The sequence below is a fragment of the Undibacterium sp. SXout20W genome, from assembly GCF_049340285.1.
Lineage (GTDB): Bacteria > Pseudomonadota > Gammaproteobacteria > Burkholderiales > Burkholderiaceae_D > Undibacterium.
This window is the reverse complement of record NZ_JBMPPH010000008.1, coordinates 75,655-97,168: the sequence shown is the minus strand read 5'-3', so window position 1 is coordinate 97,168 and position 21,514 is coordinate 75,655. Positions and strand designations below refer to the sequence as shown.

16 protein-coding genes and 1 other RNA gene are annotated in these 21,514 nt (G+C 45.4%); 6 read left to right on the top strand and 11 right to left on the bottom strand.

What is annotated here, in order from left to right; translation table 11 throughout:
- Positions 1 to 133: 133 nt before the first annotated feature.
- Both ACO0K1_RS06780 and ACO0K1_RS06775 read right to left on the bottom strand, forming a co-directional pair.
- Positions 134 to 2,401, bottom strand: coding sequence for a molybdopterin cofactor-binding domain-containing protein (locus ACO0K1_RS06780; protein ID WP_423024014.1), 2,268 nt, complete (start codon positions 2,399 to 2,401; stop codon positions 134 to 136).
- Between the two features lie 103 nt (positions 2,402 to 2,504).
- The gene (locus tag ACO0K1_RS06775; RefSeq protein ID WP_423024012.1) at positions 2,505 to 2,693 is read right to left on the bottom strand and encodes a DUF1289 domain-containing protein; all 189 of its coding nucleotides are present in this window, start codon (positions 2,691 to 2,693) and stop codon (positions 2,505 to 2,507) included.
- Between the two features lie 402 nt (positions 2,694 to 3,095).
- Here ACO0K1_RS06775 and ACO0K1_RS06770 point away from each other — a divergent pair, with 402 nt between their 5' ends.
- Entirely contained in the window at positions 3,096 to 3,698 is a 603-nt protein-coding gene (locus tag ACO0K1_RS06770; protein WP_423024010.1) for a MarC family protein, read from the top strand.
- Positions 3,699 to 3,943: 245 nt separating this feature from the next.
- Here ACO0K1_RS06770 and ACO0K1_RS06765 read toward each other — a convergent pair whose 3' ends face one another.
- From ACO0K1_RS06765 to ACO0K1_RS06745, 5 genes are all read right to left on the bottom strand, one after another.
- Complete coding sequence (locus ACO0K1_RS06765) at positions 3,944 to 5,185, bottom strand: CaiB/BaiF CoA transferase family protein (RefSeq protein ID WP_423024008.1); 1,242 nt, start codon at positions 5,183 to 5,185, stop codon at positions 3,944 to 3,946.
- A gap of 147 nt (positions 5,186 to 5,332) precedes the next feature.
- Entirely contained in the window at positions 5,333 to 5,929 is a 597-nt protein-coding gene (recR, locus tag ACO0K1_RS06760; protein ID WP_423024006.1) for a recombination mediator RecR, read from the bottom strand.
- Between the two features lie 2 nt (positions 5,930 to 5,931).
- Entirely contained in the window at positions 5,932 to 6,258 is a 327-nt protein-coding gene (locus ACO0K1_RS06755; RefSeq protein WP_423024004.1) for a YbaB/EbfC family nucleoid-associated protein, read from the bottom strand.
- 123 nt (positions 6,259 to 6,381) lie between these two features.
- Entirely contained in the window at positions 6,382 to 8,592 is a 2,211-nt protein-coding gene (locus tag ACO0K1_RS06750) for a DNA polymerase III subunit gamma/tau (RefSeq protein ID WP_423024002.1), read from the bottom strand.
- Positions 8,593 to 8,629: 37 nt separating this feature from the next.
- Positions 8,630 to 9,256: a TetR/AcrR family transcriptional regulator gene (locus ACO0K1_RS06745; protein WP_423024000.1), complete on the bottom strand. Its 627-nt coding sequence runs from the start codon at positions 9,254 to 9,256 to the stop codon at positions 8,630 to 8,632.
- Positions 9,257 to 9,364: 108 nt separating this feature from the next.
- Between ACO0K1_RS06745 and ACO0K1_RS06740 the strand changes: the two genes are divergently transcribed.
- Positions 9,365 to 11,014: an isovaleryl-CoA dehydrogenase gene (locus ACO0K1_RS06740; RefSeq protein ID WP_423023998.1), complete on the top strand. Its 1,650-nt coding sequence runs from the start codon at positions 9,365 to 9,367 to the stop codon at positions 11,012 to 11,014.
- Between the two features lie 28 nt (positions 11,015 to 11,042).
- Here the strand turns inward: ACO0K1_RS06740 and ACO0K1_RS06735 are convergent, their stop codons facing one another.
- From ACO0K1_RS06735 to ffs, 3 genes are all read right to left on the bottom strand, one after another.
- Positions 11,043 to 11,876, bottom strand: coding sequence for a potassium channel family protein (locus ACO0K1_RS06735; protein WP_423023996.1), 834 nt, complete (start codon positions 11,874 to 11,876; stop codon positions 11,043 to 11,045).
- Between the two features lie 344 nt (positions 11,877 to 12,220).
- Entirely contained in the window at positions 12,221 to 12,682 is a 462-nt protein-coding gene (locus ACO0K1_RS06730) for a cache domain-containing protein (protein ID WP_423023994.1), read from the bottom strand.
- A gap of 243 nt (positions 12,683 to 12,925) precedes the next feature.
- Positions 12,926 to 13,024: signal recognition particle sRNA small type (ffs, locus tag ACO0K1_RS06725), an RNA gene on the bottom strand.
- Positions 13,025 to 13,300: 276 nt separating this feature from the next.
- On the opposite strand from ffs, the gene ACO0K1_RS06720 reads away from it, so the two are divergent.
- From ACO0K1_RS06720 to ACO0K1_RS06710, 3 genes are all read left to right on the top strand, one after another.
- Positions 13,301 to 14,218, top strand: a complete 918-nt coding sequence (locus ACO0K1_RS06720) for an ABC transporter ATP-binding protein (protein WP_423023992.1) — start codon at positions 13,301 to 13,303, stop codon at positions 14,216 to 14,218.
- Positions 14,219 to 14,227: 9 nt separating this feature from the next.
- Positions 14,228 to 17,803 (top strand): M1 family aminopeptidase, encoded by a 3,576-nt coding sequence (locus ACO0K1_RS06715; protein ID WP_423023990.1) that lies wholly within the window; start codon positions 14,228 to 14,230, stop codon positions 17,801 to 17,803.
- Between the two features lie 135 nt (positions 17,804 to 17,938).
- Complete coding sequence (locus ACO0K1_RS06710) at positions 17,939 to 18,349, top strand: hypothetical protein (protein ID WP_423023988.1); 411 nt, start codon at positions 17,939 to 17,941, stop codon at positions 18,347 to 18,349.
- A gap of 110 nt (positions 18,350 to 18,459) precedes the next feature.
- Here the strand turns inward: ACO0K1_RS06710 and ACO0K1_RS06705 are convergent, their stop codons facing one another.
- Positions 18,460 to 19,338 carry a LytR/AlgR family response regulator transcription factor gene (locus ACO0K1_RS06705; protein ID WP_423023986.1) on the bottom strand — a complete coding sequence of 293 codons (879 nt, stop codon included), beginning with the start codon at positions 19,336 to 19,338 and terminating at the stop codon, positions 18,460 to 18,462.
- 244 nt (positions 19,339 to 19,582) lie between these two features.
- Here ACO0K1_RS06705 and ACO0K1_RS06700 point away from each other — a divergent pair, with 244 nt between their 5' ends.
- Positions 19,583 to 21,346, top strand: coding sequence for an FAD-dependent oxidoreductase (locus ACO0K1_RS06700; RefSeq protein WP_423023984.1), 1,764 nt, complete (start codon positions 19,583 to 19,585; stop codon positions 21,344 to 21,346).
- Positions 21,347 to 21,514: the final 168 nt, after the last annotated feature.

The following is a 21,514-nucleotide window of genomic DNA, read 5'->3' as shown; positions in this document are numbered from 1 at the left end:
ACATCCATGAGAACAAAATTGACCACCATTCATACACCATTAATACGCCATTAATACGCCACTTTTTCTTGACGCATTTTACGTAGGTGGCAGTTTCATTTTCAATAGCATTTGAGCAAAAACTTGAAATAAATTAGCTCATTCTCAGCGGAAGGCTTCGCAAGCGCTTACCTGTGAGGGAAAACACAGCGTTTGCAACCGCAGGCGCGATCGGCGGCACGCCTGGCTCTCCAACTCCCTCAGGAGCCTCAGCGCTCTTAATAATTTCAACCTCAATCTGAGGCGCTTCATTCATCCGCAAAACAGCATAATCATGGAAATTACTCTGGACGACACGACCATCTTTAATAGTAATTTCACCATACAAGGCTGCACTCAAACCGAAAATAATCGCTGATTCCATTTGCTGAGCAATAATATTAGGATTTACAGCAATCCCACAGTCAATCACACAAACCACTTTGTGTACCTGTATTTGACCTTCTTTCACAGAAACTTCTGCTACTTGCGCCACAATGCTGCCGAACGAACGGTGCAATGCTATGCCATGTGCACGTCCTTCTGGCGCCGTGCCAGCCCGGTTCAGAGCCGCATCCAACACTGCCAGATGTCGACGATTATTACTTAATAATGCACGCCGAAAATCAACTGGAGATTTACCACTAGCATGAGCAAGTTCATCAATGAAACTTTCTTTAAAAAAGGCATTATGTGAGTGCCCTACCGAGCGCCAATAACCTAGCGGTACCGGCGTCGGTACGATGACGTGAGAAATTTTTTGGTTTTCAAATTGGTAAGGCATATCAAATTCGCCTTCCGCCGTGGTTTTATCTGGCCCAGCGCCCGGAACACCAAATGTACGCTTTAACACTTGATGAGTGACTGACCCCGAAGCAGACTTGTTCCGGTAAGCCAGCACATTCCCCTTATCATCCAAAGCTGCATTAAACCGTGCCAGAGCAGCAGGTCGATACATATCATGCGTCATATCCTCTTCGCGACTCCAGACTAATTTGACTGGCAGGCCATTTGTACGCATAGCAATCGCCACTGCTTGCAATACCATATCGACTTCAAGGCGCCGCCCAAAACCGCCACCCAGGAAGCACATGTGCAGATTGACTTTTTCAGCAGAAATACCGGCCAATTTCGCCGCCACATCAACGGCGATGCTCGGCACCTGCGTAGAAACCCATAAATCCAACACCCCATCTTTAAATTGTGCCGTGCAATTCATTGGTTCCATTGTCGCATGCGCCAAGAACGGTGCGCGGTATTCTGCAGAGATCATTTTTGCAGCAGATTTGCCCGCTAATACGCCATCGGCATCGCCCTGCTGGAAATAAGTGAATCCACTTTCGCTATCGAGTTTTTGCGCCAATTCATTAAAAACGCCATCACTCGATAACTGACTATTTTGCCCGGCATCCCATTCAACAACTAACGCATCAATCGCTTTTTTTGCCGTCCAATATGATTTAGCAACAACTGCAACACCTGCAACCGAAGTCTCACTCAAGGTTTGAGAAAAATCGACTACATGCAACACACCCGGGATGGCAAGCGCAGATTTATCATCGAACCGCTTAATCTTGCCACCAATCGTTGGACTCTGTTTCAAGGCGGCAAACAACATCCCTTCGGGATGAGCATCGATGCCGAACTGGGCAGTACCGTTGACCTTAACTAAACTATCAGTGCGCGGCTGGTACGCGCCAATCACGCGAAAATCCTTAGGGTCTTTCAAAGTGACCTGACCAGGTTTTGCGTCTACTGCTTTCGAAGCCAATTCACCGTACGACAGTTTTTTACCTGAAGAATGCGAAACAACACCAATTGCAGTACTGCATTCACTGGCCGGCACGGACCATTCTTTTGCAGCCGCGGCAACCAACATCGCACGCGCAGCCGCCCCTGCCTCCCGCATCGGCAACCAAGCATCTTTAACACTGGAAGAACCTCCCGTCACCTGCAGACCAAGCTCGCGTGCCGTTTTTGATGTCAACCACTGAGCGACATGCTTGATCGTGCCATTGTCGTCAGGGTGAAATGGAAGACCATCTGCTAACATGGCAACGTTGCCATAAATCTTGTCGATGGGGGCTGGAATAGTCCGTATCTGACTTAAAGCGACATCCAACTCCTCTGCAACTAACATTTGCAGTGCCGTATGAATTCCCTGCCCCATCTCACTTTTATGGACTGCAACGGTAACAATTCCTTCTTTGGAAATTTTTATCCACCCATTTAAAGCGACTTCGCCGTTTTCAATGGGTAAATCATGCGCGCCTTGCAGCCTTTGGCGCGGGGGTAAAACACCCCATCCGACGATCAGTGCCCCGGCGACGCCAAGGCCACCTAAAATAAAGCGACGTCTTGCTGATTTTTTTACTTCAGTCATTCTCGGTCTCCGTTTTTGCGCAGAATTTTTTATTAATTAATAACTTTAAAGCAACATTATTTAAAATATAATTTTTTCTTATGTATTTATGTAAGCAGACGAATTATTTATTTCTTCGAGGATATCCCTCGGCAAGGATCCGTTGCCAGACAATTTCTTTCTGATCTTGATTCATAAACACCCACTCAGCAACCTCTGAGACTGTTCTGCCACAACCGCGACATACGTCATCAAACGTAGTAGAACAAACCGCAACACATGGCGTATCCGGACGCTCGCTAGCCTTATTCATTTCGCCATACCATAAAGAATTTCAAGTTCAGAATTCACAGATTTACCTAATTTGATCCAAATTAACCCAAAATTAAAAAAGACGAACGTTCGCGCCTTTACAAACTAGATAATAACGCTAATCCTTTCGTTCGCACTAAACGAAGGATTCCAATTACCGATGCTGACATGCACTATAATTGACACTTGCCAGGTTTAAGCATGTAAACCAAACATTTTTCCGCAATATGCTAATTTTTAAGGCAACTTTACCAATTGAAGAAAAATTCACTTCTTCTTTGTTCATAATTTTGACCTTCTGTCATAACCAATACCGATGGTAACCGTATGCGCAATGCAAAGTATTAAATGCTTTCGCATCATTCCAACGCTCACTGACCAAATTTTAGAAAATTTTATATTTATGGCCAAAGATTTTTTACAGACACTTATATTATTGATATTAGTTACCGATCCGTTCGGTAATGTCCCAATTTTTGTGAGTGCCTTATCCCACGTATCTCCTGAACGGCGCTGGCGCGTAATCGTACGCGAGTGCGCCATTGCCTTCATTTTGTTATTGCTATTCATGTTTTTTGGGAAAAGCTTTTTGACGGCACTGCAATTGTCTGAGGTATCAATCCGCATTGGTGGTGGCGTGATTTTATTCTTGATTGCACTACGCATGGTATTTCCACAAGAAGGTGGCGTATTTGGTGATACGGAAGAAAATCATGAGCCGTTTATTGTTCCACTTGCCATCCCCGCACTTGCCGGCCCTTCAGCTTTGGCGACCGTGCTACTGTTCTCTTCTGACAATAATGTAGAAATTATGGTGCATTTGGGAGCACTCACGGCAGTCGCCATTGTATGGCTCGTCGTCTTGCTTGGTGCAGAACGTATGCAGCGTGTGCTCGGCGCACATGTCATGACCGCTTTTGAACGCTTAATGGGACTCATACTCGCGGCGATGTCAATCGAAATGCTCTTAACTGGGATTCGGGAGTATATAAAAACGCTTAGTTAATTCGGCAGTGTGAAGTGTCTCAACCAATGTTGTGGACCTGCTGCGGGCATAAATCGTTTATTTCCGCAGCAAACAATTTACCGTTAAAAGTGAAATAACCTAATAAAAACAAGACGATGGCAATCAAAAATTGCTTAAAAAATTGGCGATTCATTTTATTTCTTTCTTTTACGCTATAAAAACCCTGAGACTGAAAAAACCTGTCGAAATACGTCTACGTAAATTCCTTTTAGACACTCATGAAATTAAATGATGTTTTTTGCAGAAAGTGCAGCTATCTGGTCGTCAGTGTAGCCAAGTTCGACTAAAATTTCGCGGCTATGTTGACCCAATCGCGGCCCCAGCCACTGCGTCACGCCGGGTGTTTCGGATAGTTTTGGTGTAATGGCCGGAACCTTGACCAAAGTCCCATCTTCAAAAGCGTGTTGTTCAAACATATTTCGGGCCAAAAATTGAGGGTCGGCCATCATGTCTTTGACAGAATAAATTTTTCCAACTGGCACATCAGCGCTTTGCAGAGCAGCCAAGGCTGAGTCAATTGTTTGCGTGTCACACCACGCCTGAATTGCAGCATCAATCTCTACAGTGCGCGGAACACGTCCGTCGTTGCGCATCAATTGAGCATCATGCGCCAAATCATCACGTTGAATTGCCTTCATCAGCCGATGAAAAATCGCATCGCCATTGCCTGCAATAACAATATTTTCACTGTCTCCCGTGGTGTAAGTGTTTGATGGTACGATGCCTGGCAAAGCGCCGCCGGTACGTTCGCGTACGACACCAGCAACATCAAATTCTGGCACCAGAGACTCCATTAAATTAAACACGGACTCATACAAAGCCACATCGACCATTTGCCCTTGTCCGGCAACGCATTCATCACCAAGCTTACCGTTCCATCGACCACCTGTGACATCCCGATGACGGAGGGCCATCATTGCACCGATCACGCCATGCAATGCAGCCACCGAATCACCAATCGAAATACCAACACGCACGGGCGGTCGATCCGGATGCCCGGAGACATAGCGCAAGCCCCCCATTGATTCGCCAATTGCACCAAAACCCGGCTGATCACGCATAGGGCCCGTTTGACCGTAGCCAGAAAGGCGGACCATAATAGTTGCCGGATTGATTTTTTTTAACGCCTCGTAGCCGAGCTGCCATTTTTCCAACACACCCGGGCGATAATTTTCAATAATGATGTCAGCTTCGAGAGCCAGGCGACGGGAAATTTCCTGACCCTCTTCACTTTTCATATCGAGCGTCAGACTCTTTTTATTGCGAGCCTGAACACTCCACCACAAAGAAGTCCCATCTTTGAGTATGCGCCACTGCCGTAGCGGGTCACCACTTCCTGGCGACTCAATTTTAATGACTTCTGCACCAAATTCAGCCAACATCCTTGAGCAAAAAGGACCCGCAATTAAGGTGCCCAACTCCAGAACTTTAATGCCCGACAGCGGGCCCTGCTTTTGTGATGTCATCGTCTTAAAATTTTTATCAAAAAAGGTGGATGATTTTGATATTGCCATTCGGTAAATACATAAATACAAACAAATTTCAAATGGCACGCTTGATCTATGCAGCGTCAGAAATTTACATCACACTTACGTCAGGAATTAATTAGCTATTTACGTCGAACGCCGATCCAACATCGCCCGCGCAATGGTGCCAGCATCGACATATTCAAGTTCGCCACCAACAGGAACGCCTCGCGCCAAACGACTAACTTTCAGGCCACGTGCTTTCAGCGTTTCACTAATGTAGTGTGCGGTAGCCTCACCTTCATTCGTAAAATTCGTTGCCAGCACGACTTCACTGACGATCCCATTTGTGGCTCGGGTCATTAGTTTATCGAGATAAATGTCCTTGGGCCCAATACCATCCAATGGCGATAATCGGCCCATCAAAACGAAATACAGACCTTTAAAGGTCAGCGTCTGCTCAATCATCATTTGATCGGCAGGCGTCTCAACGACGCATAATAAATGCGGATCGCGCTCAAGATCCTGACAGGTCTCGCATACATCAACCTCGGTAAAGGTATTGCATGAAGCACAATGCTGAATTCTATCCACTGCGTTTAACAGGGCATGTCCCAGCTCTGACGCGGCCTCTCGATCATGCTGCAACAAATGGTATGCCATTCTTTGCGCAGACTTAGGCCCCACGCCGGGCAAACGCCGTAAAGCGTCCGCCAGATTTTCTAGGCTGCCGATCTTTTTCACGCTCAAAATGGCATTTTAAAGCCGGGTGGCAATGGCATACCTGCAGTCAGTCCCGCCATTTTTTCTTGCGATGTTGTCTCTGCTTTACGCACAGCGTCATTAAACGCGGCCGCAACCAAATCTTCCAGCATATCTTTGTCGTCACCTAACAAAGATGGGTCGATAGTGACGCGTTTTACATCATTTTTACAAGTCATGACCACTTTTACTAAACCTGCACCAGCTTGACCTTCAACTTCGATCAAAGCCAATTGGTCTTGCGCTTTTTTCATATTGTCTTGCATTGCTTGCGCCTGCTTCATTAAACCGGCAAGTTGATTTTTCATCATAAAATATCTCCTGATAAGAAAGGAATAGTTGATTAATTAATTAATAAGTTAGTTAATTCAAATTTGTTCAAATTTGTTCAAATTTGTTCAAATTTGGTAAAAATTAGCGGATGCAGAACCTGATTAAATCGGACGCACACTACCTGTCACGATTGCTGCGCCAAATTCGCGCATTAAGGTTTGCACAAAGGAATCATTTTGCATGGATTGCTCTGCATATTTTTGACGCACCTCGCGCTCAGCAATTGCCTTCGCATTAGCGGTCAATTCGACTGTACCAATTTTGGTTTCTACGCGAATATTTTTTGCAAAACGTTCGTTTAATACGGTGGATAATTTATCCACGCTACCAGCCGATAACAATGTAGGCAGCGGGACACGCAATTCAAAAATAAAAGTATTGCCATCCTGTTTGCAATTAATAAGTTCGCTTTGCTGTGCCAATTGTTGCGCAACACCACGCAGCGGCAAATTGGCGGCCAGATCAGGCCAATGACCATCCCATTCAAGCGCTGATACTTCCCCTTGCCACAAGGTACGATCGACAGCTGCAACCGCAGCAACTGCATCCATCGTCGCGACTCCCATTGAGGGTGAGACCGACTCAACAAGTTTCGCAGGCGGTGACGGCATAGCGACACCCACACTCACAGTGGATGTTGAATTTTCAAAAACATCCTCATCCCATGGAGGCGGCATATCATCCATGCCGATCGGCTGCATGTCAGGTAGTGGCGTTGCAAGTTTGGCTTCGCGCATGACTGGTGCAGGTGAAATCGCAACCGGCGCTTCGAGTGGCTTGAGGGTAGCTGTCGGCAGTGCCTGATCTTCTTGCACAGACGTTGTCAATTCTGGTTCAGGCGTCACAACCGCCCCCAGATTTGAAGGCGGCTGGGGCGCAATCACGGCTGACGACTTGCCACCAGCGCTTTTCGCACTGCCCGCGCGAGCAGCAGCTAATGCTGCCATTGCCGGACTCATCGGTTTTGCGGTCGATGAAGGTGATGGTGGTGGTAATATTGGCGATGAGGGCTGCGCACGTAATGCAGGCGATGGCGTTGAACTCGGGGGCACGGAAGCAACGACCACCTTCACCGCATTGTTAGCCACATTACTTACCGATAAAGCGGCAGAAGCCGGAGGTGTTGAAGATCTGGTTGGCGTTGTCGATGCGCCTATCGCCGGGCCGCGCGGCGATTGCTGCCCCGGTGGCGCATCACCGTTGCCCGACAACACTAACGCACCACCTTCAATTGGACGGAATGCGAGCATACGCAATAAAGTCATGCTAAATCCAGCATACTCATCCGGCGCCAACGCCAGCTCGTTTCGACCATGTACAGCAATCTGATAGAACAACTGCACTTCTTCTTTGCTAAATGCCATCGACAGTCGCAAAATATGCTCCCGTTCTGGCAAATCATCTGCCACCGCAGCTGGAACCATTTGTGCAATGGCAATTTGATGCAATATGGTCCCTAAGTCCTGAAGCGCTGCCTTGTATGACAAACTACGCGCAGCGATCTCATCCGCAACATCAAGTAAGCTCTTCCCATCATGGGCAGACAATGCGTCCAGAAGACGAATTAAATAGGACTGATCCAACGCACCCAACATGCCTTGCACAGCCTCCAGGCTTACCTTACCTGCAGCATAAGCAATAGCTTGATCAGTTAATGACAGCGCATCACGCATAGAACCGTGCGCACCCTGCGCTAACAGGCGCAATGCAGATTGCTCAAACTCAATATGTTCCTGGCCGAGAATATGATCAAGATGACCAACAATATGCCCAGGCGGCATTTGCTTGAGATTGAACTGCAGACAACGCGAGAGAACAGTCACTGGGATTTTCTGCGGATCCGTTGTCGCTAAAATAAATTTCACGTGCTCAGGCGGCTCTTCCAGCGTTTTGAGCATGGCATTGAACGCGTGATTAGTGAGCATGTGCACCTCATCGATCATATACACTTTAAAGCGTGCATTCGAAGGTGCGTATATTGCTTGCTCAAGCAACGATGCCATTTCATCGACACCACGATTGGATGCCGCGTCCATCTCTATGTAATCAACAAAACGCCCTGCATCAATTGCTGTACATGCCTCACAAACCCCACATGGATTAGCGGTAATGCCTTTTTCGCAATTGAAAGATTTTGCCAGAATTCGTGACAAGGTTGTTTTACCTACCCCACGTGTTCCTGTAAATAAATAGGCGTGATGCAGCCGCTGCTGCTCGAGCGCATGAGTTAATGCACGTACGACGTGCTCTTGTCCCACCAGCGTTTGAAAGCTTTTAGGACGATATTTTCGGGCGAGAACTTGATAGGACATTCTGAGATTTTACCCTATTCGGAAAGCGGAAAAGTGCTTAGCGTGACGGAATTTGCAAATATCCCATCACCAAAGCCCTTAACTGCATAGAAAACTCCGGAGACTTTAATTTTTCCGGCGTTAGCATCAAGGTTTGGTAGAGCAAACCGTACACCGCCGCATGAACAACCTGAGGTAACTTCCGAGGATAATTATGCACGTCGGAACTCGCGGCAAAAGCCTGCTCCCAAATACCCGCTATTTTATGATACAAAGCTTGAAAAACATGCTTATTTGATACTTGACGCGCCAAAAAAATCAACGCTGACCACTCTTCACTGTGCCGCCTATGGATAACGATCAGCTGATCAAGCACATATTCAACCAAGCCTAGCAATGGTGTACCTTGTACTTCTTTAATCCACTCCTCCATTTTGCAGCCGACACCATTGAAGCGTTGCTGGATACAGTGCGCTGCAATCGATTTTTTTCCCGGAAAATATTCATAAAGAGTCCCAACACCCACACCTGCAACCACTGCAATATCTCGCATGGTTAATCCAGCATACCCCTTCTCGACCAAAAGCCGAACAAAGGCATCCAGAATTGCCCCTTGCGTCATTACAGAACGCTGTTGCACCGGCTTACGCCTTGATTTCAAAGGATCTATCGTGTCACTCATCATAATTTTTCTAATTTCAAACTCGAACACTCTACCAGCATTTAAGCGCTAAACTTAGCTTCTGCATTTTCGCATCACGAACATACAAATAATTCAAATCAAGGAGATAAAATGCAATGGCAGACACACGAAGTAGTCAATCAGGTTCCTGAACTAACCGACTACAATATCTTTACGCAAGACAGCGCGTTGATGCATGCGGTGAGCTATTTTGGCGCAGACTGGCATATCGTCCAACTTAAAGAATCCGGCGCATTGTTAGGCCGTACTGAGACCCTAACATTAGGTGAACTCGCCAACCGTCACCTGCCCGAACTGCAAACCCACAACCGTATTGGCCAACGGATCGATCGTGTCGTTTTCCATCCAAGCTGGCACCAGTTACTTCAATTGCTGCTCCAACAAGGCTTGCACGCATCTCCATGGTCGAACCCAAAAGCGGGCGCGCATGTTGCACGTGCATCGTGCTATTTTTTGCAATCTCAGATTGAATCTGGTTCGCTGTGCCCCACCACCATGACATTTGCCTCAATTCCAGTTTTACAAACTGAACCAGCTTTATTTGAATTACTTAGAGATAAATTATTTAGCACCGAACACGATGCCAACGACGTACCTATTTCACAAAAAAAATCAATACTCGTTGGTATGGGAATGACTGAAAAACAAGGTGGTTCAGATGTTCGAACCAACAGCACAAGTGCCCGTCCGATTTCAAAAGAAGGTCGAGGTGAAGCGTACTTACTCACCGGACATAAATGGTTTTTTTCCGCACCTATGTGTGATGCGCATTTGGTTTTAGCAAAAACTGATAAGGGACTTTCGTGCTTCTTCGTACCCCGCTGGAGATTCGATGGAAGCAAAAATTCTATCCATATTCAACGCCTTAAAGACAAACTCGGCAACAAATCAAACTCTAGTAGCGAAGTCGAATTTCATGACGCGTTTGGTGTGATGGTAGGCGTTGAGGGTCGAGGCATTCCCACAATCATCGAAATGGCGAATCTGACTCGTCTTGATTGCGTCATCGGTAGTGCCGCTCTTATGCGACAAGCCCTATGTCAGGCGATCCATTATGCACGATATCGAAACGCCTTTGGCAAGCAATTAATCGATCAACCACTCATGCGCAACGTTCTGTCAGATTTAGCTTTAGAAAGTGAAGCTGCAACTTATCTCATGCTCAAATTAGCCCATGCATTGGATCAACCGAACGATCCGTTGCAACGCGCCTGGAAAAGAATCCTGACTCCGGCGGCTAAATTCTGGATCTGTAAACGCGCACTTGAGTTCACAGGTGAATGCATGGAAGTATGGGGTGGGAATGGCTACGTCGAGACTGGCCCAATGGCCAGACTTTATCGCGAAGCGCCGGTGAATTCAATTTGGGAAGGATCAGGCAACGTTATGTGCCTGGATGTTTTGCGAGCAATTGAAAAAGATCCAGAGGGTATGCAACTACTCATTAATCAAATGAATTGCTCGACATCACCCGCCGTCAAACAAATGGCCAGCGATCTGGAAACTGACATTAATGCAACATCGGAACAAAAAGAGATGAATGCGCGACGATTTACGCAGAAACTTGTCTTAGCAGCACAAAGTCTTTTAATGCATGAGCTTGCTCCAGCCGAGATTGCAGATGCATTTTCGCGTAGTCGTGCAGATTCTCATGGCGGCCGAGTATATGGTACGCTCAACGGCGCCGTTGGCTCTGAACTTCAGGGAAAGATACTCAGTAGAGCCTTTGCTCTCGAATAGGAAAAACAATCCGCAAAGAGCGAACAAATCAAACTTGTTCGCTCTGTATTACCGTATCAGCTAAGCCAAAATGATCCACTAAATTAGCATAAATAGCATCGCGGCTTTTCAATTCCTCCCTGAGTGCAGCGACTTCTCTGCTTAAGGCCCGGATATCACGATGTAACTCGCGCTCCATTTCAGCCTCTTCTTTACCAACAAATAAAGCAGCAATATTGGCGGTCAAAATCGAAAACATTGCATAGCCAAACAATACGATAAACACTGCAAATATTTTAGACGCTGGCGTAGAGGGAACAATATCTCCATAGCCAACCGTTGCTACCGTCGTAAAAGCCAACCAGACACCATTCGAATAACTATCAACATTCGGTTCCAACCAATAAAAGCCCGCCCCGGCGGATGTCAACATCAGCACAGCCAATCCGATCAATTGAGCGAGACGACCAGGCGTAATGTAACGCAATACCAAGGTCGCCATACGTAGCAGAATGACGACACATAGCGCCAATCTCAATATCCACTCGACCATACCCCATTCATTTGGCTTGGGTAAGGCACTAATTGTGCATCCACAAATAATGATCACATCCAGTAGCATTTTCCCGCTACGATGTTGACCAATTCTGTTTTTACGCCACTGAATAAACGTATCAATCGTCATCAGAATCGCCGCACCCCAGTAGCTCAAGCGACCGTAGAAACGCAGTGTTTCAGTTCCACCATCTAGTAGCAAGTAAAAAGCTGGTATTGAGAGCGACAATCCGAGGAGCAACAATGGACGAGACAATAAAGAAATGAAACGCTGGGTTAAGACTGAAATGCTCATTTCCCGTTGGTTATTTCTACGTTTTTTCTTCATGCTTGTCCCCACTAATTCTAATTTGCAACATGACGTTTTTATTGATTTCGGTTACTTCTTTTCAAGGTAGGCCAAGAAAGATTTCGACTATGACCATTGAAATACAAACGAGTGAAATTCAACTTAGGCGAAAATTGGTTGATCATTGGTTGATCATTGGATGAATAAGGAAAAGAAGTTCATCACCTTCTACAGAGGTGATGAACTAAAGACGAATTTACTCAACATAACAATGCGTGCTTCTTGCACCCAAAATTTTTGACGGCTTACCATCATCTCGAAATACTCACCACCAACAGCGCCTTAAAAACGGAATCAAACCATTACATAGGCCATCAAAACCGCTATTTATAAATGCCACAACCGACAAAATAATCATCTATTTTTTCTACATATGATGATTTCATTTCGAGATCTTTGGTAACGGGATTTGGCCATTGGTAGTCAACCCATCCCTTCCCCGTACTTAAAGCAACTGCAATCATCTCTTTCACGACATATTTATCACCGACTTTTAAGTCGATCAGCGGTTTTCCAATCATTTTTGGATTGTTACCATGACTCAGATTCACGCCGTTCAGGTCATAAACAAACAGGTATAAATCGCGATCATGAAAATCTTGGTTGGTCCTGTTAGCAAACTCAGAAAATGCTTTTTCTTTCCCATTCTCTTTAATGTAAGCCAAACCCTTTTTTACCATTGCAATCGCTTCGTTGGGAGTTGCTCTGTCACCGCCGGCGTTTACCGGCGCAATCAATAGAAAACCAGGCACACTGAGACAAAATTTTCGACGTGATAATGACATAGCAATCTCCTTTAATAAATTTTAAGCAATGAAATAATGGACCACTGGTACTCCAAAGCAATGTTATTCAGTAAATGTAACCCTGAACTTGCGCGTAGGCTATGAGAATTTTCAACAAATGTTTGAAGTAAGTCAGAAATTGCTAAAGAAAATCGACAGGTCTCGGGTTAAACAGAACACGGAAACGTTGAGAGGAAGCAAGAAAAACAACGAACGAGGATCATAGCGCGAGGAATTTGGGAGGTTGGCGAGCCTGATCTGCGGCACTTGTGGTAAGTGACTGTGGCTGCTTCGTTCCCGACCTGACCAGATTGGCCACGCCGCAATGCGCAGGGGCCCGCCAGCGGCAATTATAGCGCAAAGCATTGTCGTCGTGCAGGCATTTCTTAAATTGAAACCAAATTTTGCCTATGCAACCCCTCGCAACTCATTGCAACTCTTCACAACGCCTGCATCAAGGTAGGTTCCAGCACCATATTTTTGCGTTTAATACCCAAAAAACTTGATTTCGTCTGATAAATAGCACAATTGTCATTGCTTTAAGGTAAATTCTTGACATCTTAAAATCCCTGACAGGATGATAAGAATTCTTTTCAAAAAAACAATTAGGGACGAGACATGGAACTTCGCATAGAACATCTTTCCAAGCAATATAGTAATGGCGTACAAGCATTAGACGATATTACATTAACTATCCCAGCTGGCATGTTTGGTTTATTGGGGCCTAATGGCGCTGGCAAATCAACGCTAATGCGCACGCTGGCGACCTTGCAAGATGCAGATTCCGGCACTACGCAGCTAGATGCCATCGACATTCGCACTCATAAAGATGATATTCGTCGCCTTCTCGGTTATTTACCCCAAGACTTCGGTCTTTATCCCAAAGTGACCGCATATGACCTGCTAGAGCATTTTGCCGTGCTAAAAGGTATCGACAGCCGCAAAGAACGCAAAGAAGTCGTGGATGGCCTATTACATCAAACCAATTTATACAACGTCAAAAATAAGCATGTCGGCGGTTTTTCAGGTGGTATGCGCCAACGGTTTGGCATCGCACAAGCACTCATTGGCAACCCAAAATTAATCATCGTCGACGAACCAACCGCAGGGCTAGATCCAGAAGAACGAGTGCGCTTTCATAATTTACTGTCTGATATTGGCAGCGATAAAATCGTGATTTTATCGACACACATCGTCGAAGACGTCGCAGATCTTTGCAATAACATGGCCGTGATTAACAAAGGCAAAGTGATTTTGAAGGGCGAACCTTTACCCTTAATTGATGCAATTCAAGGCAAAATCTGGAAGCGCTTCATTGAAAAATCGGAGCTAGTCCAATTTCAACAAGACTACAAGGTGATATCGAGTCGCCTGACATCAGGTCGCACTTTAATCCACGTCTACGCTGACCATCAACCTGAAGGCGGATTTACGCAAGCGCATGGCAATCTGGAAGATGTATATTTCACTGCCATGGCAGGTCTGCTGGGCACAGAACCATCGGCAGCTCATAGCACCCATGCTCAAGCCGCTTAAGGAATTACTATGCTAGCTATTATGTCCTTTGAGCTGCGGCAAAAATTCCGCAGCATATCTACTTACGTCTATTTTTTGATGTTTTTCTCGCTTGCTATGCTGTGGATGGCTGCCGCAGGAGGGGTATTTTCTGGCGCCACGGTGAGCTTTGGGGGCAAAACATATATTAATGCGCCATCCTCGGTTTCACAGACCATCACGTTTCTGGGCTTCTTTGGAACGGTGATCGTTGCTGCAATGATGGGTCGCGCCATTCAACAAGATACAGAAAGCAATATCTGGCACTTCTTCTACACATCGCCGATTAACAAATTTGAATATCTATCCGGGCGCTTCTTAGGTGCTCTGTTGACATTAATCGCCATTTTTTCGAGTGTGGGACTTGGTGCCTGGCTAGGCTGCTATTTACCTGGAATAGAAGCAGTTCGTGTCGGTCCGAATCAGCCGTTGGCGTACATTTTGCCTTACGCATACTCTCTGATTCCAAACTTTTTGATTTTTGGCGCTTTGTTTTTTACGATGGGTGCCCTGTTTCGTCGCATGTTACCGGTGTATGTTGCGAGTGTGGTATTACTTATAGGCTATTTAGCATCCGGCCCATTGCTCAGTGATTTGGACAATAAAACCTTAGCGGCTTTAATTGATCCATTTGGGTCAAGGGCAATTAGTCATCTGACCGAATACTGGAGTGTCGCTGACAAAAATACCCGACTAGTTCCTTTAAGTGGGATCTATCTGACCAATCGTCTTATTTGGAGCGCGTTTGGTTTAATCATGATGGGACTGTGTTTCTGGCGCTTCAATTTTTCTGCGCCAAATGCCAACGGCAAGCAAAAGAAAGAAGGCATTCAAGCTGCCCCTGCTGTTACACAAGTGCCGGTGGTGCATACGCATTTTTCCAAACTAAATTTATTGCAAACCTTTTTTGCGCAAACAAAATTAAATCTGCGTGAAACCATCAAAAATGTTTACTTCATAGCGATTGCCTTGTGTGGCATCCTATTTATGGCATCAACGGCACCCGTTATTACCAAAATGTTTGGTACGTCAACGTATCCGGTTACTTACGCGGTGTTAGAAGTATTGAGTGGAAGCTTTGCTTTATTCATGCTGATCATTACGACGTTTTATGCTGGTGAATTGGTATGGCGCGAACGTGATGCCAGAATTTCGCAGCTATTTGATACTCTGCCTATTCCCAATGCATTGCCATTATTGTCAAAGCTGTGTTCGCTCATTCTGTTGCAAGGTATCTTGTTATTTGTCCTGATGATTTTTGGCATCGTGTTCCAAACCATCAAGGGATATCACAATTACGATATAGCAGAATATCTTTACCAATTGTTTTTGCTGCAGTGGCCCGATTATATGTTGGTCGCCATCTTGGCCGTGGCTATTCAAGTTATCGTCAACAATAAATACGTTGGTTATTTCTTGATGATTGCCTATTACGTGGCGCAAGTATCCTTACCAGGCTTGGGTTTTGAGCATCCCATGCTAGTCTATGGCAACACGCCAAGCGTGACTTATTCCGCAATCAACGGTTATGGTCACTTCCTGCCACGAGTACGTTGGAGCGAAATCTATTGGGCTGGTGTAGCACTAATTTTGGTCGCGGCTTCGATGTTATTCTGGGTCCGTGGAACCACCACCGACTGGCGTGGTCGCGTTCGTCTCGCCAAATTAAATTCCAGTAGCACAACCAGCATCATCGCAACTATTGGCGCCATCTGTTTTGTCGGCGCAGGAAGCATTCTCTTTTACTTCTATAACATTCTGAATACCTACAAAAGCACCTTTGACAAACAAACAGATCAAGCGAATTACGAAAAACAATACAAGCAATTCGAAGCACTACCGCAGCCTCGTATTACCGATGTGAAAATGAATGTCGATATTTTTCCGGACGTGCGCAGCGTACATATCAGCGGTGATTATGTCTTAACCAATCGCAGCAACGTTGCAATTAACGAGATATTTATTACTGAGTATGACGACCTCAAAATTAACGCCTTCAAATTCGATAGAGAAAGCCTTGCAAAGATCAATGATAGCGTCCATGGTTTTTATAGCTATATGCTAAAACAGCCGTTGCAAGCCGGTGAAAAAATGGCACTCCATTTTGAACTCACTGTTGATCCAAAGACGTTTCTCGGCATGAGCCAAAGTAAAACCGTGCTCTACAACGGTACATTCTTCAATAGCCAGTTAATGCCGCACATCGGCTATCAAGCAGTTGCAGAACTGACAGAAGACAAGGATCGACGTAAGCTAGGTTTAAAAGAGAAGGAGCGTATGGCGGCACGTGACGATGTCAAAGCGCTTCAAAATAACTATATCTCGAACGATGCAGATCTGATCAACTTTGATGCAGTGGTTTCAACCAACGTTGATCAGATGGCGATCGCGCCTGGCAAATTCGACCGTGAATGGATCAAAGATGGTCGCCGCTACTTCCACTACAGTCTTGAAAAACCTATCTGGAATTTCTACGCCTTCCAATCAGGAAAATACGAGGTTAAAAAAGCACAATGGAATGATGTTGCCATCGAAATCGATTACCAAAAAGGCCACGAATACAACCTCGATCGTATGATTACCGGCGTCCAGGAATCGCTCGACTATTACACCAAAAACTTTAGCCCTTACCAACACAAAATGGTCAGGATTATCGAGTTCCCAAGGTATGAGCGTTTTGCCCAAGCCTTTCCCAATACGATTCCGTTTTCTGAATCAATAGGCTTTATCGCCAAAGTGGACGACAACGATCCCAAAGATCTGGATTATCCGTTTTATGTCACCGCTCATGAGGTCGCACATCAATGGTGGGCACATCAGGTTCTTGCCGGGAATACGCAAGGGGCTACCGTGCTTTCAGAAACGCTGGCACAATATTCAGCCCTGATGGTGATGAAGCATCGATATGGTGATGCCAAAATGCGCCGATTCCTGAAATTTGAATTAGACCGTTACCTCATGGAGCGCGGCCAAGAGCGCAAAAAAGAGCTGCCTTTAGCTTTAAACGAAAATCAACAATACCTGCACTATCGCAAAGGTAGCGTTGTCATGTATCTGCTACAGGATCAGATTGGCGAAGATAAAGTCAATCAGGCTTTGCGTGATGTAATTAGCCAATATGGCGGAAAAGGCGCACCCTATCCGAACAGTAAAGTATTGGTTGATGCCATTCGCAAAGTAACACCTGCCGACAAGCAATCACTGATTGATGATCTATTTGATTCCATCATTTTGTTTGAAAACCGGGCGCTATCAGCATCCGCAAAACCACTGAGCGATGGCAGATATGAGGTCAGCATGCAAATCGAAGCCGGCAAATTCAAGGCTGACGAATTGGGCGCTGAAAAAGAAGTGCCATTGCATGAATGGATAGACATCGGCGTCGACGATAAAGACGGCAAACCCTTGTTACGGGAACGTCGCTACATCGATCGCAAAAACATGTCTTTCACCGTCGTTGTCAAAGGCGAGCCAGCCAAAGCCGGCATCGACCCGGATAACAAATACATCGACAGAAAACCGGATGACAATTTAGTTAAAGTCGATATGCTCAATAGTAAATCTTAATTAATGCAATGAAAGAGGAGGAGCAACCTTCTCTTTCATTTTGCGTAGTCTCAATTTTTACACATCAGTGATTGTTAGTTTTAATCTACCAGTGGCATATCGTCGTATTTACGCCCCAATTAATTGGAGTCACGAATGAAAAAATTTCCTATTGCATTTGCAGCCGCAGTCTCTGGATTCTTCCTGGTTTACGCAGCCATTTATATCGGAGGAATTTTGTCAGCATTGGCTATTCCAAATCAGTATTTTTCATGGTTTGGGAAACAGCATGTAACGCTAGCCCTCTCCATATTAGAAATGTCTACATTTGCACTGCCAATTTTTTTCTTTTCTTCAGCATGGACAATATCTACAACTCTCGTTTTGCGGAGGGCCCATACCATTACACCGCTAGCGTGCTTATGTGGTTTTGTTATTTCATGGCCAATCTGGAGTTCATATTTTGGCTTCAGCGCTCAAGACATTTTCTCGACTTCAAATAATCCATTGTCGATTCTCAACTCATTTGCGGCGCCGGGCGGAATTCTCTTTGCAGCATTCTCTTAAATCGATTTTATCCGCTGAAAGGCCAGACTTTATAAGTTGGTAGCTATACGGAAAAGCCGTGCACATAAGTTCTTAATCGTTTCCGATGAATTTCAATTAGCCTGCAATGTTCAAGAAGCACTGCGCATAACTTTCTTAAGTTGATCACGATATTTTCGGCTCACAGGAATTTGATGGCCATCACGCATCACTGCCTTCGCATCCCCACTTTCTTGAGGTTCGATTTCCTTAATAAAATCAACGTTGGCGATATAACTGCGATGGATCCGCACAAACCTTTTTGGGTCGACACGCTGTTCAATTCCCGCCATCGTAGATCTTAACGGATAGTCATGTCCTCGCACATGAAGATTCACATAATTACCCCATGCCTGCATCCATTCAATTTCCGCTGCTGGCAACAAGAATTCTTTTCCCAAGGTGCGCACCAAAAAACGCTCCGGACGTTCGATCGGTTCAACAGGCTTTCCAATATCCGGTTCTTGTAGCAGACTAGCCTCGCCTTGCCAGCGCAATATAAGCAAACGGTACGAAGCAACAGCAATCAATATGAAGAAATAGGTATGTATATCCTTCAGGTATTCATACCCGGATTCATGTAACCAGTCAGAAAACTCATATTCGCGATGCTGACTAAAATAAAAAAGCTTGCGGATTCCAACCATGGCAGCAACATGTAGCAACGAAAAAGGGATACTCACTAGCAAATGCCAAAGGAGATTTGGACGTAGTGTTGCCCATCTGAGAGGAAACCTTTTTTCAACCAGAATTACAATAGGTACCAGCGCGAGCAAGACCATGCAACTGCTCCATTCCCAAACGACAGGTTCCCACCACTCTGCGTGACTCTCAAAGCGAAGCTGATCCAACCAACTAATACGGCTGTTCGAAATTGCCTGTATGCAAAAAAACAAGACCCAGCAAGTGGGCTCAACAATATGTCGATATGGTTGATAGCGTGAATATAAGTCCAAATTTGGATGCGACATGTCAGCTTTACGTTCCTTGTTAGATAAATGTCACGATTATGTCCCATCAATCATCACCCAATACCATCACTTGGTCACAAAACAGTACTTATTACTAAATTCTGTCACTAAACTTTATAAAAGTAACTCTTTCAGATCTTTGATATCCGGGATCCACCGAAGTTATTTGTAAGTCAGGGCAAACCAAAACCGCTTAGCTTTAAACTACATCCAATCGATGGAATAATTAAATCAGACATTTAACATGACATTACCACAAGACAAAACAAAACCACGTCGCGACTTCTTGGGTCGTATATTGCTGACTTTGGAACTGGTTAAATTTCCTATGCAATTATCTCAAGCAAGCAACTTGAAAGAATCACAACTAAGTGCAGCCGTGAATGGACTTGGATCTCGTCTACAACCTATTACCCCCCTCAAACTCAGTAGTGGTTTGTCTAGTCGATTAAAGGACCCAGTATTTCGAGGAAGTGAGCCATCGATCGTGCAAATGGGAGGCTGGCTGGATGCATGGACTCCGAAGTTGGGACGGTGGTTTGTAAAAGCCAAATCACCTCAGGACATTGTTCATGGCATACGGTTTGCCATCGCCTCCAAGTTACCCATCGCCATACGGGGTGGAGCACATAGCTATTTTGGACAATCATGCAAAGCAGAATCCGTTGTTCTGTGGACCGCTGGCATGCGAGATATCAAAATGCAGGTGAATTTTCGTCCGGCAGGTGCACCGGATTCAGATCAGCCACAACATGTAGTTCATGTCGGCAGTGGCTGCACATGGGGTGAAGTTTACGCAGAGGTTATTGCAAAACGGGGACGTTATGTTCAAGGAGGAGGATGCACCACAGTTGGCGTTGGGGGCATGTTACAAGGCGGAGGATTTGGCAGCTTTTCCAAAGGCTTCGGCACGGTTGCGTCTAATCTTCTGGAAGCCGAGATAGTGACGGCCGACGGGCAAATCCGGATCGTTAATCCATATCGTGATCCTGAATTATTCTGGGCAATTAAGGGTGGTGGAGGCGGCACATTTGGTGTACTGACAAGAGTAACCCTACGCACGCACGATTTGCCAGAACGCTTCGGTGTGGTGCGCTTCAAATTTCAGGCTAAATCTGACCAAAAAATGGAAGAAGCCAGTACGTACGTGTTGCAACTGATTCGAGAGCAACTTCTTACACCCTATTGGGGTGAAAAAATCGTTTTCATGCCAGATAGAATCATCTCGGTTGAGACAATGTTTCAAGGAATAAGTGAGACACAAGCGAGGGACATCTGGCAACCACTCGTTAACACAATCGAGCAATATTCAGATCAGTATGAGATTCTCACGCCATTGTTCACTAGCAGCGTACCATCAAAAGATCTCTGGAACTCTCAAGTTATCAACCAGCAATTCCCTGGAGCACTTTCAATAGGTGAGACTCGCGATGGGCTCAACAAATCTGTTTTCTGGACTGGCGATGGCGAACAGGCCGGATTAGTCTGGACTGCATACGAGTCTCTCTGGCTAGATATGAGACTCCTCAAGCAAGAGAAAATTCTGGAGCTGGCAAGCACATTTGCGGCTGCTTCAAATTTCCATTCGTTCGAACTTCATCTCAATAAGGGATTGGCTGGTCTTGGTGAATCCATGCTGGCATTGTGCAATGACACGCCTGTCAATCCACAATCCTTAACTGCGTTTGCATTAATGATTGTAGCCGATGGACAAGTGCCGCTACCAGGAAATGAAGTTACCGCTAAACTGACCGAGAAACAAATCATTGACGGTCACTCAGATCGGGACAAAGTAGCCCGGGTTGCTCAAAAATTCCGTCAGCTAGCTCCAGACGCAGGTAGTTATCTGAATGAATCCAATTATTTTCACCCAGACATTGCGACCGCAGCCTGGGGAGAGAATTTTCCTCGGCTTCAAGCAGTAAAAAATCAATACGACCCTACTGATTTGTTTCACGTACATCATGGAGTTCGGCCTACTGACGGGTACTCAATATCCATCAAATGAAAGGTACAGTGCTGGCAATTCAGAAGTCAGCTGGGTTGTAAACGCAAGTGCAGTGAATTCGGTTTTAATTCGTATCGGGGCATTCCACATAAAAAAAGCTCTCGCACATAGATCGCATATATATCTCATATATATCGCATATATATGAGAGCATTTTTTTCATATTTT